General features: G+C 55.8%; 13 protein-coding genes. 11 read left to right on the top strand and 2 right to left on the bottom strand.

The features are described from left to right. Positions 1 to 40: 40 nt before the first annotated feature. From G565_RS0111310 to G565_RS23885, 9 genes are all read left to right on the top strand, one after another. Positions 41 to 511 (top strand): F0F1 ATP synthase subunit B, encoded by a 471-nt coding sequence (locus G565_RS0111310; RefSeq protein ID WP_028671025.1) that lies wholly within the window; start codon positions 41 to 43, stop codon positions 509 to 511. Positions 512 to 520: 9 nt separating this feature from the next. Further along, complete coding sequence (locus tag G565_RS0111305) at positions 521 to 1,057, top strand: F0F1 ATP synthase subunit delta (RefSeq protein ID WP_028671024.1); 537 nt, start codon at positions 521 to 523, stop codon at positions 1,055 to 1,057. Positions 1,058 to 1,070: 13 nt separating this feature from the next. After that, on the top strand, positions 1,071 to 2,615 hold the full coding sequence (gene atpA, locus G565_RS0111300; protein ID WP_028671023.1) for a F0F1 ATP synthase subunit alpha: 1,545 nt from the start codon (positions 1,071 to 1,073) through the stop codon (positions 2,613 to 2,615). A 44-nt stretch (positions 2,616 to 2,659) separates the two neighbouring features. Next, entirely contained in the window at positions 2,660 to 3,526 is an 867-nt protein-coding gene (atpG, locus tag G565_RS0111295; RefSeq protein ID WP_028671022.1) for a F0F1 ATP synthase subunit gamma, read from the top strand. Between the two features lie 24 nt (positions 3,527 to 3,550). Continuing rightward, positions 3,551 to 4,960 (top strand): F0F1 ATP synthase subunit beta, encoded by a 1,410-nt coding sequence (atpD, locus tag G565_RS0111290; protein WP_028671021.1) that lies wholly within the window; start codon positions 3,551 to 3,553, stop codon positions 4,958 to 4,960. Positions 4,961 to 4,978: 18 nt separating this feature from the next. Continuing rightward, positions 4,979 to 5,404, top strand: coding sequence for a F0F1 ATP synthase subunit epsilon (locus tag G565_RS0111285; protein ID WP_028671020.1), 426 nt, complete (start codon positions 4,979 to 4,981; stop codon positions 5,402 to 5,404). Positions 5,405 to 5,747: 343 nt separating this feature from the next. Further along, complete coding sequence (locus G565_RS0111280; protein ID WP_028671019.1) at positions 5,748 to 6,674, top strand: DMT family transporter; 927 nt, start codon at positions 5,748 to 5,750, stop codon at positions 6,672 to 6,674. After that, positions 6,671 to 7,282, top strand: a complete 612-nt coding sequence (locus G565_RS0111275; protein WP_028671018.1) for a lysoplasmalogenase — start codon at positions 6,671 to 6,673, stop codon at positions 7,280 to 7,282. The genes G565_RS0111280 and G565_RS0111275 overlap by 4 nt, the downstream gene beginning before the upstream one ends. Positions 7,283 to 7,458: 176 nt before the next feature. Then, positions 7,459 to 8,712 (top strand): sterol desaturase family protein, encoded by a 1,254-nt coding sequence (locus tag G565_RS23885; protein ID WP_051207789.1) that lies wholly within the window; start codon positions 7,459 to 7,461, stop codon positions 8,710 to 8,712. A gap of 297 nt (positions 8,713 to 9,009) precedes the next feature. Here G565_RS23885 and G565_RS0111265 read toward each other — a convergent pair whose 3' ends face one another. After that, on the bottom strand, positions 9,010 to 11,628 hold the full coding sequence (locus tag G565_RS0111265) for a bifunctional diguanylate cyclase/phosphodiesterase (protein ID WP_028671017.1): 2,619 nt from the start codon (positions 11,626 to 11,628) through the stop codon (positions 9,010 to 9,012). Positions 11,629 to 11,779: 151 nt separating this feature from the next. Next, positions 11,780 to 12,730 carry a hypothetical protein gene (locus tag G565_RS0111260; protein ID WP_028671016.1) on the bottom strand — a complete coding sequence of 317 codons (951 nt, stop codon included), beginning with the start codon at positions 12,728 to 12,730 and terminating at the stop codon, positions 11,780 to 11,782. Positions 12,731 to 12,859: 129 nt separating this feature from the next. On the opposite strand from G565_RS0111260, the gene G565_RS0111255 reads away from it, so the two are divergent. Continuing rightward, positions 12,860 to 13,297: an SRPBCC family protein gene (locus tag G565_RS0111255; RefSeq protein WP_028671015.1), complete on the top strand. Its 438-nt coding sequence runs from the start codon at positions 12,860 to 12,862 to the stop codon at positions 13,295 to 13,297. Further along, entirely contained in the window at positions 13,294 to 13,980 is a 687-nt protein-coding gene (locus G565_RS23880; RefSeq protein ID WP_157600056.1) for a pseudouridine synthase, read from the top strand. Before G565_RS0111255 ends, G565_RS23880 begins: the two co-directional genes overlap by 4 nt. Positions 13,981 to 14,169 lie beyond the last annotated feature (189 nt).

The following is a 14,169-nucleotide window of genomic DNA, read 5'->3' as shown; positions in this document are numbered from 1 at the left end:
TTGGGTACTCTGATTAAACCAACCAAAACGAGGTGAAGGCGTGAATTTCAACGCAACGTTTATTGGACAAATCGTCGTCTTTGCCATTTTCGTCTGGTTCTGCGCCAAATTTGTATGGCCTCCGATTATGGATGCCATGCAGGCCCGCCAGAAGAAAATTGCCGAAGGGCTCGATTCTGCCGACCGTGCTGCCAAAGATCTTGAACTGGCACAGCACGATGTGGCGAAGAAGCTGCAGGAAGCCAAGCAGGAAGCCGCTGCCATCCTCGAGCAAGCCAACAAGCGCGCTGCGCAGTTGGTTGATGAAGCGAAAGCTGAAGCTCGTGTAGAAGGTGAGCGCATTGTGGCTGCTGCCCAGTCTGAGGTCGATAAGGAAGTGAACGCCGCGCGTGAAGAACTGCGCAGCCGTATTTCCGAACTGACTCTGGCCGGTGCGGAACGCATTCTGGGCTCCGAAGTCGACGCGAAAAAACACAGCGAGTTGTTGGATAAGCTGGCAGCCGAGCTGTAAGGAGGGATCATGGCAGAATTAAGTACGCTGGCCCGTCCTTACGCCAAAGCCGCGTTCAACGCAGCTCTGGACAGTAAGCAACTGGATGCCTGGTCGACGCAACTGTCGATACTGGCTGCTATCAGTCAGCATGAGACGGTTGAACGACTCATTGCCAATCCTGAGCTGTCCGCCGCTGACAAAGCCAAAACTTTGCAGCAACTCGCCGGCGATGCTCTGAACGAGGGCGGGTCTAACCTGGTCAGCGTTCTGGCTGAAAATCGCCGTCTTGCACTGCTGGCCGAGATCAGCGAACAGTTCGAAGTGCTGAAAGCGGAGCAAGAAAAAACCGCCGATGTTCTGGTGACCAGTGCATTTTCCTTGAGCGATAGCCAGCAAAAGACGCTGGCCGACAAGCTGACCGCCAAATTCAGCCGCCAGGTGCAGTTGACCGTTGAAATCGACGAGTCACTGCTGGGCGGTGTGGTGATCAGGTCCGGTGACACGGTCATCGACGGGTCGGTCCGCGGCAAGTTGGCGAAACTCGCTGAAGCAATGAATTCCTAGTGAGGGAAATAGAATGCAGCAACTGAATCCTTCAGAAATCAGTGACATCATCAAGGAGCGTATCGGCAAACTCGATACCAGCTCCAAGGCCCAGAACGAAGGCACCATCGTCAGCGTATCCGACGGTATTGTGCGTATTCACGGTCTGGCCGATGTCATGTCTGGTGAGATGATTGAGTTCCACAACGGGCTGTTTGGTATGGCCCTGAACCTGGAACAAGACTCTGTTGGTGCGATCGTGTTGGGTGATTACAAGGATCTGGCTGAAGGCCAGACTTGTAAGTGCACCGGTCGTATCCTGGAAGTACCTATTGGTCCGGAACTGCTCGGTCGCGTCGTCGACGCTCTGGGTAACCCGATCGACGGCAAGGGCCCGGTGAAAACCACCCTGACCGATCCGCTGGAGAAGGTCGCGCCGGGCGTTATTGCCCGTCAGTCGGTCGATCAGCCGGTACAGACTGGTTATAAAGCCGTAGACGCCATGGTGCCAATCGGCCGTGGTCAGCGTGAGCTGATCATTGGTGACCGTCAGACCGGTAAAACCGCGTTGGCGGTTGACGCCATTATGGCTCAGAAAAATTCCGGTATTAAGTGTGTCTACGTGGCAATCGGTCAGAAACAATCGACCATTGCCAACGTGGTACGCAAGCTGGAAGAGCATGGCGCCATGGAATACACCACCATCGTAGCCGCTTCGGCCTCGGAACCTGCTTCCATGCAGTTCCTGGCGCCTTATGCCGGTTGCACCATGGGTGAATACTTCCGTGACCGTGGTGAAGACGCTCTGATCATTTACGATGACCTGTCCAAACAGGCCGTTGCTTACCGTCAGATCTCTTTGCTGCTGCGTCGTCCGCCGGGCCGTGAAGCCTTCCCGGGTGACGTTTTCTACTTGCACTCCCGTTTGCTGGAACGTGCTTCACGCGTTAACGCTGAGTACGTTGAACAGTTCACCAAGGGTGAAGTGAAAGGCAAAACCGGTTCTCTGACCGCTCTGCCGATCATTGAAACCCAGGGCGGTGACGTGTCTGCGTTCGTACCGACTAACGTGATTTCCATTACCGACGGTCAGATCTTCCTGGAAACTGACCTGTTCAACGCGGGTATTCGCCCTGCCATGAACGCCGGTATTTCGGTATCTCGTGTGGGCGGCTCGGCTCAGACCAAAATCATCAAGAAACTGGCCGGTGGTATTCGTACTGCATTGGCACAGTATCGTGAACTGGCGGCATTCTCGCAGTTCGCGTCGGATCTTGACGAAGCGACCAAGGCTCAGTTGGAGCATGGTCAGCGCGTTACCGAGCTGATGAAGCAAGGCCAGTATGCACCTTTGACGGTTGCAGAAATGGCTGTCTCAGTTTACGCCGCCAACGAAGGCCACCTGAAAGCTTTGGAAATCAAAGAAGTGGGTGCGTTCGAGGCGGCTCTGCATTCCTACATGAACAGCGAACACGCTGATCTGATGAAACAGATCAACGATTCCGGCAACTATAACGATGATGTTGCCGCTTCGCTGAAGGACGCTTTGGAAAAATTCAAAGCAACGCAGACCTGGTAATTCACCGGCTGTCTTCGGACAGCCGATTGAACTGAGGCATTGCTATGGCAGCCGGAAAAGAGATTCGCACGAAAATATCGGGCATTAAAAACACGCAGAAGATTACTTCCGCGATGGAGATGGTCGCTGCGAGTAAAAAGCGTAAAGCTCAGGACCGGATGGACGCCAGTAAGCCCTATGCTGACAAAATCCGCGCGGTAATCGGGCATTTGGCGAACGCCAACCCCGAGTACCGTCATCCTTATCTGATGGAACGTGACGTCAAGCGGGTGGGTTACATCGTAATCTCAACCGATCGCGGACTGTGTGGCGGGTTGAACGCTAACCTGTTCAAGAAAGTCTCAAAAGACGTGACTGACTGGAAGAAAAAGGGCGCAACGGTGCAAGTATGTGCCATTGGCAGCAAGGGTACGGGCTACTTCAAGTCACGCGGCTATGACGTTGTCGCGACCATGACTCAGCTGGGCGACAAGCCCGCTGTGAGTGACCTGATTGGCGGCGTTAAAGTCATGCTAGACGACTTTAATTCCGGCAAAATCGACCGCTTGTTTGTGGTGTTTAACGAATTCGTGAACACCATGGTGCAAAAGCCCGGAATTGAGCAGCTGTTGCCATTGAAGGCCGCTGAAGACGAGACGTCGCGCCGACATACCTGGGACTACATTTACGAGCCAAATGCCGAAGCGCTGCTGGATCATCTGCTGGTTCGCTATGTCGAATCGGTGGTGTATCAGGGCGTGGTGGAAAATCTGGCTTGTGAGCAGGCTTCGCGCATGATGGCAATGAAGAGTGCCACTGATAATGCCGGGGAGCTGATCGACAGTCTCAATATGGAATACAACAAGGCGCGTCAGGCAGCCATTACCCAAGAGATCGCCGAGATCGTGGGTGGCGCCTCAGCGGTTTCATAATACGGTTTTGAGAGGATACAGAAGATGAGTAGCGGACGTATCACACAGATTATCGGTGCCGTCGTCGACGTGGAATTCCCGCGTGACAACGTACCGAAAGTTTACGACGCGTTGAAAGTCGCTGAAGTAAACCTGACCCTGGAAGTGCAGCAGCAGTTGGGCGATGGCGTTGTACGTGCCATTGCCATGGGCAGCACCGAAGGCGTCAAGCGTGGATTGAGCGTTGAAAGCACCGGCACGGGTATTACGGTACCCGTCGGCGTTGCGACCCTGGGTCGTATCATGAACGTTCTGGGCGAGCCTATTGACGAGCGCGGTGATATTGGTGCCGATGACCATATGGTTATCCACCGTGACGCACCAAGCTATGCAGAACAGGCGCAAAGCCAGGACTTGCTGGAAACCGGCATCAAGGTAATCGACCTGATCTGCCCGTTTGCCAAGGGTGGTAAGGTTGGTTTGTTCGGTGGTGCCGGTGTCGGCAAGACCGTTAACATGCTTGAGCTGATCAACAACATCGCCACCGAGCACAGCGGTTTGTCCGTATTTGCCGGTGTGGGTGAGCGGACACGTGAAGGTAACGACTTCTATCACGAAATGTCTGAAGCCGGCGTTATCAAACTCGACAAATTGTCCGAGTCGAAGGTAGCGATGGTATACGGTCAGATGAATGAGCCTCCCGGTAACCGTCTGCGGGTTGCACTGACTGGCCTGACCATGGCCGAGAAGTTCCGTGACGAAGGCCGTGATGTCCTGTTCTTCGTGGACAACATCTATCGTTACACCCTGGCCGGTACTGAAGTATCAGCTTTGCTGGGTCGTATGCCGTCTGCGGTAGGTTACCAGCCGACGCTGGCGGAAGAGATGGGTGTATTGCAGGAACGTATTACATCAACCAAGACCGGGTCTATTACCTCGGTACAGGCTGTATACGTACCCGCGGATGACTTGACCGACCCGTCACCGGCCACAACCTTTGCTCACTTGGATGCAACGGTTGTACTGAGCCGTGACATTGCCGCACTGGGTATTTACCCGGCGGTTGACCCTTTGGGCTCAACCTCGCGTCAGCTCGATCCGCTGGTTATCGGTAACGAGCATTACGACTGTGCCCGTGGCGTTCAGGGTGTTCTGCAGAGCTATAAAGAGCTGAAGGACATCATCGCGATTCTGGGTATGGACGAGTTGTCTGATGAAGACAAAATGGTCGTTGCCCGTGCGCGTAAGATTGAGCGTTTCCTGTCCCAGCCGTTCCACGTTGCGGAAATCTTCACCGGCGCACCTGGCAAGTATGTGTCGTTGAAAGAGACCATTCGTGGTTTCCAGGGCATTCTGGACGGTGAGTACGATCAGGTTCCCGAGCAGGATTTCTACATGAAAGGCACCATCGATGAAGTGATGGAAGCCTACAATGCTCGAGCCAAAAAGAGCTGATCGCGCCGGAGGTTAACAATGGCTATGACAGTACACTGCGACATCGTCAGCGCGGAAGATAATATCTTCTCCGGGCTGGTTGAGACCGTCGTTTGTGAGGGCGAAATGGGTGAGCTGGGTATCAAACCCAGCCACGCGCCTTTACTGACACGGCTGAACCCGGCGCCGGTTCGGTTGATTCTGCAGAACGGGTCGGAAGAAGTGTTCTACGTGTCGGGCGGCTTCCTCGAAGTCCAACCGCACGTCGTGACCATCCTGGCCGACACTGCACTGCGCGGTGGTGACATCGACATGGCGGCGGCTGAAAAAGCCAAAGCCGATGCCGAGAAAGTCATCGCCAGCAAAATCGCTGAAGAAGAGTTCGCTGTGGTGGCGGCTGATCTGGCGCGTGCGTCAGCCCAGTTGCGTACCTTGCGCGAACTGAAGAAACTGCGCGGCAAATAACAGGCCTGAACGGCTGTTGAAAAAGCGACCTCCGGGTCGCTTTTTTTATAAGTAAAATTCGGAGTTTGATTTCGTTGAAGTGGCAGGAGTCCGCACCAGACGCCAGGGTTGCCTCTGTGGGGTCGGCGTAGATCCATCCATGGAGCCTAGACCGCAACATCCATGTTGCGGACTTCCCCACAGAGGCAACCCTGTCATCCGTTGCTCTTATTGTGCAAACTTAGAAACCTCTCACTCACTTGCTAAAAAACTCACAGCCAAAGCTAACAGCTTAAACTTGCCTCAACCTCCCAAAACCCCGACACTCCCACCCATAATAAATTCTAACCATACGCTAATCACAATGACCTCACGCCAATTGCTCATCGCCATCGGCTTCGCGGCGCTGGCCAACTTTTTCTGGGCGACGAACGCCATCGTTGGCAAAATCGCCGTTGTCTCGCTGCCTGCATTTACGCTCTCCCAGTTTCGCTGGTGGCTGGCGTTTTTGCTGATCGCCCCGTTTGGGATGCCGCATATTCGGCGTCAGTGGCCTTGGTATCGAACCCACCTGAAAACACTGCTGTTGCTCGCTGCGCTCAGCGTTACTCTGTATAACACCCTTCAATACTGGGCGCTGAAATACACCCAGCCTGTTAATGTCGGGGCCATGGCCGCGCTTATGCCGGTGATGATCTTTATTCTGAGTGCCTGGCTTGGCATCGGAAGGATGAGTGCCGCACAGTGGCTGACTGCGACCCTGGCCGTGTTTGGGGCTTATACTGTGCTTACCGATGGCCAGTGGGCCATCAGTATGGGTGGCCAGTCGCTGATCGGCGATGGCATCTTTTTTGTCGGGTTGATCTGCTGGTCGTTTTATTCGGTATTGCTGAAAAAGCTGCCCGCCTGGGAGGTTAACAGCGTCGGTATGCTGACCTTCTTCATTGGTGTCGGCAGCCTGATGATTGTGCCTTTCTGGCTAAGCGGTGCGTTGCGTGACGAGATTCTGATTCCACCAGGCGAGTTGTGGTGGACGGTCGCTTATGTGGCGGTTTTTCCTTCGTTAATCGCGTTCTTCAGCTGGATCAAGGCTGTTGGGGCCAGCAGCGCTAACATTGCCGGGCTGATGATGACTACCGCCCCCCTGTTTAATGCACTTCTGACCCTGGTCGTGCTGCGCGAACCCGTGTCTCTGGCCCAGTGGTTGGGCATATTGTGCGTGATCGTGGGCGTTGCGCTGACGTTGTTACTGACGCAAATGCGCCAGAGAACCAAAGGAGTGTCTGAATGAGCCTTGCCATCAAACAAAGCTATTGGGCGCTGGTGCTGATTTACCTGATCGCCATGCTGGGGTCTCCCTTTGCGTTTGAATGGGTGATCAAGGCTGCGCCGATTTGGCTATTGGCCTTCTCGGTTCTTCGTCAGCCATTGCTGCCCGCGAAACCCTGGGTTCTGCTGGCCATTCTGGTCAGCTCACTGGGCGATGTGCTGTTGGAGGTAAACCTCTTCGTGTTCGGGCTGGGTGCGTTTCTTATTGCCCAGCTGACCTACGGTGTGTTGTTTGCCCGGCGCTATGCCTGGCGTCCGGTACGCTTTGCCTGGGTGTTGTTTCTGCTGGTCTGGGCGCTGGCAGTGCTGATCTGGTGCTGGCCTAACCTGGGGGCGCTCACGGTGCCCGTCTTGGCCTATATGGTTGCCATTCTCTGGATGGGGGTTGCGGCACTGAACAGCCGGTATTCACTCTATCCGGCTTTCTTCGGGGCGGGGGTGTTTATCCTGTCGGATTCACTGATTGCCATCGGTCTGTTCGCCTCGCCGTTTCCTGGCCAGCCCTGGGCGGTGATGCTGACGTATTATCTGGCTCAGTATTGCATTGTGCAGGCGTTGATGAGGGATTAGTGAGCGGGGCGCCAAGGTCACCCTCACGATCTTCAGATTAGCGGGCGGGTGGGCGCCTAAGACCTGTTGCACGTTGCGTTTATCTGTCGACCTGATTCAAACTTGCCGCCCGACAACAATAATACACAGCGACCGGTCGGCTATACTGCCACCAGGTCAGTCAGTGAGGGTGGACCGTGAATCTGATTCTGTATGCCATACCGGGCTTCATGATATTGCTGTTGATCGAGCTGGCCGTCGATTGGCGCAAGAAGACTGGCTATTACCGCACTAACGATGCCATCGCTTCGCTAAGCACCGGTATGCTCAGCCAAACCATGGGGTTTGCCACCCGCCTGGTGAGTTTTCTTGCTTACGCCACACTCTGGACGGTTTTGCCGCACGGCGAACTGAGCATGACGCCGTTGCTCTGGGTCGTGGCGTTGGTATTTTACGATTTTTGCTACTACTGGAGTCACCGCAGTCAACATCAGATCAACGTGCTCTGGGGCATTCATGTGGTGCATCACCAGAGTGAGGAGTTCAATCTCTCAACCGCATTGCGACAGCCATTCAACGGCTTTGTGATTGGCTCGATTTTCTATCTGCCGATGTTGTTTATCGGGTTCCCGCCCGAGGTGATCATCACTGTTGGTTCACTGAACCTTATTTACCAGTACTGGGTTCATACCCGATTTATAGGCACGCTGGGCTGGTTCGAGAAAGTCTTCGTAACACCGATGAATCATCGCGTTCACCACGCCATCAACGACCCTTACATTGATCGCAACTTTGGCGGTGTCTTTATTCTCTGGGACCGTCTGTTTCGGACCTATCAACCTGAATTGGTCGAAGAACCCTGTGTTTTCGGGGTGCGCAAGCCTCTGCACAGCTGGAATCCCTTTTTCGCCAACTGGCACGTTTGGGGGCAGTTGGTTCAGGATGCCTGGCACGCCCGTGCCTGGAAAGACAAGTTGCGCATCTGGTTTATGCCCACTGGCTGGCGGCCCGATGACGTAAAACAACAGTATCCGTTGCCGCGCTGCCTACCGGACACCCAGGTTAAGTACGACAACGGCCCCACTGCGATTGTCAGCGCTACCGTGGTCACCATTCATCTTGTACTCATGGGCTGGACCCTCTGGTTTTTGCTGTTTACCAGTGACCTGACCTTTGGTCTCGCCCTGGCGCACTTTCTTCCTCTGGGAGGAGGGCTGTACATTAATGGCCGTATTCTGGAACAGCGTCGTTACTCAACCCGTCTTGCTGCCGGTTTTTGGCTGGTTTGTGCCACTTTGCCCTGGTGGGTGTCGGGGTGGCTGTTACCCGCAAGTCTGAGCAGTGGGGTGTTTGCGATTCTCGCTGGCGCTACGGTACTGGCAGCTGCCTGGTCGCGTCGAAAAGAGTGGTCCAATGCGGATAAGCCGTTGGATCCTCGTTCGCCGGCATGACGGGCCACATCTGGCTTCACCTGGTTCTGGTAGGAGGCCACTCTGTGGGCGACAGGGACTATCCAGGCCGGTGAATGATTCGATTGCAGTGGTCAGTGTCAATGGTTGGTTATGTTTCCTGTCGCCCAGGGGACTGGCCTCTTACGGGGAGCGGAGGCTGTTTCGAGCTCCGGGCTGGGGTCGGTTTTTGTGGGAGGCCACTCTGTGGGCGACTGGAAGCATCCCGATCGGTGAATGAGGCGATTGCCTGTGGTTGGGTTCAGTGGTTACTTATGCTTCCTGTCGCCCAGGGGACTCCTACGTTTCTATGCGCTCCTTTAGCAGTTCTACGAAAGGTTGCGGACGGTAGTAGTAGTAGCCTTGCAGTTCATCGCACCCGAGCTCGGACAGCAGCTTGATCTGGCCCTCCGTTTCGACACCCTCAGCCACCACGGTCAAATCCAGGGTGTGCCCCAGGTCAATGATCGCTTCGACCAGTGCCAGGTGGCGTGCGCCATCCTCAAGTCGCTGAATGAAGCGCTGATCAATTTTGAGCACGTGTAGCGGCAAGGCCTGTAACATGCCCAGGTTGGAATAGCCGGTGCCAAAATCATCCATGGCAAAGCGAATGCCCATCGCTGAGAGTTCGGCCATGGCCGTGAGCGTGGTTTCGGATTCTTCGGTCAGTGAATGCTCGGTAATTTCAAACTCTACCCGGTGTGCCGGCACCCCGGCCTGGTGAATCTCACTGGCGATGAACAGGCTGAGGTTGCGCTCTTCGAGCTGTTTTGGCGACAGGTTAATGGACAACACAACGCGGTCGTCCAACTGAGCCAGATGCTGGCTGAACTCTTCCAGCGCACGCCGAATCACCCAGTTACCGATCTCAACGATCAAATGGCTGCCTTCAGCGATGGGGATGAATTCGCCCGGCGAAACGCTCCCCAGTTCATGGCTGTTCCACCGTAACAAGACCTCCAGGCTGCACCAGTGCTGATCGACCCGGTCGACACGCGGTTGCAACACCAGATGGAATTCGTTGTTTTGCAGCGCATAGGGCAACAACCTGAGAATGTCCTGGCGGCGGTCATTCTCAAGGTTCATCTGGTCGGAGTAAAACTGGTAGCTGCCGCGGTCAATTTCCTTTGCTTTGCGCAAGGCGATTTCGGCTTTCTTGACGAGGCCTTCGTAATCGCCATCGTCGGTGGGGCTGGTCGCAATGCCCAGCGTGGCGGTAATGCTGATGCGCACCTCGTCTATCTCTATGATTTCGGTGATGGACTTCAGCAGGGTGTCGGCAACAAAGATACAGTGGCCGGGGTCTTTCAGGTTTTGCAGGCAAATGGCGAAGGTATCACCGGACAAGCGAGCGACTGTGTCGCTGTTGCGAATGCAGTATTTGATGCGCTCGGTCAGTTGTTTGAGCACTTCATCGCCTACGGTATGACCGTAGTTGGTGTTGATCGTCTTGAAATTATCCAGATCAAACAGGACCAGCGCCAGATGGTTCTGATTGCGCTGTGAGAGCGAAATACCCTGCTGAACCTGCTTGCCAAAGAAGTTCCGGTTAGAAGCACCCGTGAGTGAGTCGTAATAGTTTAGTTTTTGCAGTTCTGCTTCAGTGGTCTTTATGTCGGTAATGTCGCGCAACATCCCGGTCAGTTCATGATTATCGTTCAGTGCGATCGTTTGTTCCACCCAGAGCAGTGCGCTTGGGGTAATGATGCGGTGTTCAAAGCGGGCAAAAGGCTGGCTAGCATCCAGCACACTCTGGGTGTGCATGGTGAAATAGGGCCGGTCGGGCTCGTAGATGTAGTTCACGACCGCTTCCCGGCTCAGCTTCGGCTGATCGGTGCCCAGCAGATCCATCAATGGAGCTGACAGTGCGAACTGATCATCGGGTAAGGATGTCCAGGAGCCCAATCGGCCGAGTCGTTGCGCTTCCAGCAGTTTGCTCTCCTGAATCTTCAGTTGCATCCGTTCCTTTTCGCGCTGACGCATAACCCGGTACTGCGATCCCAGCAGCAAAACAATAAACAGCCAGACAACCAGTGCCGAGGCGCGTGTCATCCAAAGAGTCCTGGTGGGAGCCTTCCACCCCACCCGGGGTTCCGCCAGAATCGTCCACTCCAGGTCGCCATGATCAAACCGGGTTGATACCCGGTGAGTGCCTGGAATGCCCTGGCTGAACAGTTGGGTTGTAGCCCCGTTACGGCTGACCGTCAGCCCAAGTTTGAGGTTGTCCATTCCGGAGGTGGCCTGGTCGATCACCTGATCCAGTGACACCACACCCGACACAATCATGTGCGGTTGACCTGAGACGGGCAGGCGATAGACCAGTGCCGTGTCCCCCTGCAATACATTAAGCGGGCCGACAATTTTGGCGTTCTGGGTTTCCATAACATCGCGGATATCATCGACCTGGTCGGGCACCAGGGCCAGGTTGGTTCCCAGTATTGCAAGATTTTGCGGCTCCAGGGGGGAGACGTGGGTGATGACAAATTGATTGGTGATGGTGATGTTCAGAAGGCTGAAGGTCTGCGCGGGAATCAACTGTTCCAGCCATTGTTGATAGCGCTCCTGACTGACATTGGGCTCTGTTGACACCAGTAGACTGAGTGCATCCAGGTACCCCCGATTAGCGATCAGGGCGGTCTCTACCTGGCTGGACAGTTGGCCAATCTGTTCGCGAACGGTCTGCTGTTGCTGACTGCGATCTCGCTCAACAATCAGCACTTCAAACCATTGTGTCACCGGAACGACCGTCACGGCGGCGAGCACAATAAGGTGCAATGCGGTTAGTGCCCGGTGATAGTAAGCACCCACTAATAGAATGGCGGCAGCGGATGTGGCGAGGGCTATATCGGCCCCCGTTGAGTCTGCGGAAAAGGTCGCCAGCAACAGCAACAAGGCGGTGACCAGACTCACTACCAGCATTCAGTCTATCCTCGGCTTTGTTCGGGTATAAATCAGTATAGCCTTGATCTGAGGCCTGCGGATACCGCTTCAGGCGGCCCTGCTGTAAAAGTGCACAGCAAGCGGCCATCTATCACGATCCGGGCGATCAGCGCCTGCCGGTTGCCTTGGGTTAAAAACCCTCATGCCGGGGGCACACCCCAACACCGAGGCCGGTTCCCAGCGTGACCATCATAGCCGGCCTGGAAAACCGGAAAGCCAGGGCAGCGGCGGTGCTGTCGTGTTCGAGCAGGGCCAACCCCGAGAAACCTGCCCCTGGCAGCCATTGCTGATGCAAGGTGGTCGCGAGGTGATCGCACTCGTCTATGAGCCGGTGGTAGACGCCTGAATGGTAGTCGTGTGGATGGCCCTGGTCGAGATAACACGCCAGGCTGATGGCCAGTGGCAAGCGCCCGTCCAGGTGTTCACGGGTGTCTTTCAGTACCGCACGAAACGCTTCTCCCCTGAATAAACCCTGGCCGTCCAGCCAATGATCCACGGTGAGCTCTGGCAGCGGGATGATTCGGTTACCGTGGTGATAGGCCAGGCCGCGTTTGATGCCGGTAGCGCCGAAATCCATCACCACCAGCGGGTCTGCAGACCCGTAATGTTGAGCCAGCCCGACCAGCCCGGTTTGACCGGCCCAGGGAGAAACCAGTACGTTCAGCGGGGCCAGCGCAGTTTCAAGGCGTTGAGCCAGTTGTTGGCCAAAATCGCCGCTGGTCAGGCCGCCAGCCAGTACCAGGGTTTCGCAGGTTTGCCAGTAGCGGGCATAGTCACGCTGAAAGTCAGAACCATGCGCCCAGGCCTGCCCGGTCTGGGCTGTGCGAATCACGCAGATCAGCCGGTTGGCAAACGTCTCCAGAATGCGCTGGTCCGCGTCTTCACGGGCATCAAAAGTCGTCAGGAACTGTCGAACTGAGCGCTCGTCGCCGGGATTATGCTCGTGAATCAACGACAACAAGGCGGGCGTTGATACCCAGTAGCGGGCAGGGCGTGGCGTATCCTGCGCGGTCATGACGACTGGCATGCGATTCAGCGAGGCTTCAGGCGTCAGCGCCAGGGGTGAACCGTGTGCATTCATAAGGGCTGGCAATCGATTAACATCCCGCCACCATAGTTCGCGATGGGCGACTTGAACAGGCGAAACGTGTCAGAATAGTGCTGACGTTTGAACCAAAGAAGATCCGGATCCGACCGGATGAGGGTGTATATGGCTACATTGCTTCATCAAATTACCATCGACGCGCCGGCCAGCCGGATCTGGGAAATGCTGACCACTCGCCTGGGTCTGCAAGCCTGGTGGGCTGGTACCGTCAGCATCGCTGGCGGCGATAGCTGGAAACTGAGTTCGGATGAGTTGGACAGCCCGGTCACTCTCAAAGTGGTCGAGGAAGAGCCCGATAAATCGTTGGAATGGCTGTGTGTGCAAGGCGATCCGGACTGGGAAAACACCCTGGTGCTGTGGACGCTGCAGAAAGCCGACCGCGGCTTTACCATTCGGCTTGAGCATCGTGACTGGCGTTTGAGCGAGGCTGATCTTGCCGCCGAGAACACCCGCTGGGGCGAACGCCTGATGAAACTGCGCCTGCAGTGCCATCACAACGATGACCTGCCGGTCAACGACGACGACCTGAGTGTCTGGACGTGATTCCACCGGCCATCATCGAGTGCAACCCGCACTTCTGTGTGCTCGATAAACCCTCGGGCTGGACGGTTCAGGAAACGGAAGACAGTTGGGGTTTGTTGCGCTGGGCCCGGGCTCAGCTGGGAGGCGAGGTGTTTCCGGTTCACCGTCTCGACAAGCCGACCACAGGCCTGGTCCTGATGGCGCGTAATCCAGCGGCGAACCGGGCGTTGAGCATGAAGTTCCAGCAACGTCAGATTCGCAAACAATACCTCGCGGTCAGTGATCACAAACCGAGCAAGAAGCAGGGTCTGGTTAGCGGGGATATGGTGCGCAGCCGCCGTGGGCAGTGGATGCTGGCACGCAGCCATGAGCACCCGGCCATCACCCGCTTCCATTCGATGTCGCTGGCCCCGGGGATTCGCGGTTATACCCTGTTGCCGCAAACCGGTAAAACGCACCAGTTGCGGGTCGCGATGAAGAGCCTGTCGAGCCCGATCATTGGCGACAAACGCTATGGCGGCACTGAAGCCGAGCGGCTGTATTTGCATGCCCATCGTCTGGCCTTCGACTGGCAAGACCGCCACTATGCATTTGAAGCCATGCCGCAGGGTCACTGGTTTGAACGTTGGCGCGAGGTGGGATTGCCTGACGCGTCAGGCGTTTCAGTGCCATTGGAAGCTGATTCTGTTGATGATCCCGGTTAGTCGTTGGTGGTAACTCAAGTTTCGCAGTTCGGTTTGGCTGGGTGGCATTGGCCCGCAGCAGCTACCGGGTAAGCCCCTGTGGGGTCGGCGTAAATCCGTCCATGGAGCCTAGGCCGCAGCATCCATGCTGCGGACTACCCCACAGGGGCTCACCCGGCAGCCGCTGCTTATACGTTCCGCGAACTGCGA

Origin of the sequence: Saccharospirillum impatiens DSM 12546 (assembly GCF_000423605.1) — a bacterium.
Lineage (GTDB): Bacteria > Pseudomonadota > Gammaproteobacteria > Pseudomonadales > Natronospirillaceae > Saccharospirillum > Saccharospirillum impatiens.
Note: the sequence above shows the minus strand (reverse complement) of the source record. Positions and strands in the feature narration are given on the sequence as shown.

Excerpts from the sequence above, each read along its gene's own strand:
- G565_RS0111305 (WP_028671024.1), top strand. The coding sequence starts at position 521 with ATGGCAGAATTAAGTACGCTGGCCCGTCCTTACGCCAAAGCCGCGTTC.
- atpA (WP_028671023.1), top strand. The coding sequence starts at position 1,071 with ATGCAGCAACTGAATCCTTCAGAAATCAGTGACATCATCAAGGAGCGT.
- atpG (WP_028671022.1), top strand. The coding sequence starts at position 2,660 with ATGGCAGCCGGAAAAGAGATTCGCACGAAAATATCGGGCATTAAAAAC.
- atpD (WP_028671021.1), top strand. The coding sequence starts at position 3,551 with ATGAGTAGCGGACGTATCACACAGATTATCGGTGCCGTCGTCGACGTG.
- G565_RS0111285 (WP_028671020.1), top strand. The coding sequence starts at position 4,979 with ATGGCTATGACAGTACACTGCGACATCGTCAGCGCGGAAGATAATATC.
- G565_RS0111280 (WP_028671019.1), top strand. The coding sequence starts at position 5,748 with ATGACCTCACGCCAATTGCTCATCGCCATCGGCTTCGCGGCGCTGGCC.
- G565_RS0111275 (WP_028671018.1), top strand. The coding sequence starts at position 6,671 with ATGAGCCTTGCCATCAAACAAAGCTATTGGGCGCTGGTGCTGATTTAC.
- G565_RS0111265 (WP_028671017.1), bottom strand. The coding sequence starts at position 11,628 with ATGCTGGTAGTGAGTCTGGTCACCGCCTTGTTGCTGTTGCTGGCGACC.
- G565_RS0111260 (WP_028671016.1), bottom strand. The coding sequence starts at position 12,730 with ATGAATGCACACGGTTCACCCCTGGCGCTGACGCCTGAAGCCTCGCTG.
- G565_RS0111255 (WP_028671015.1), top strand. The coding sequence starts at position 12,860 with ATGGCTACATTGCTTCATCAAATTACCATCGACGCGCCGGCCAGCCGG.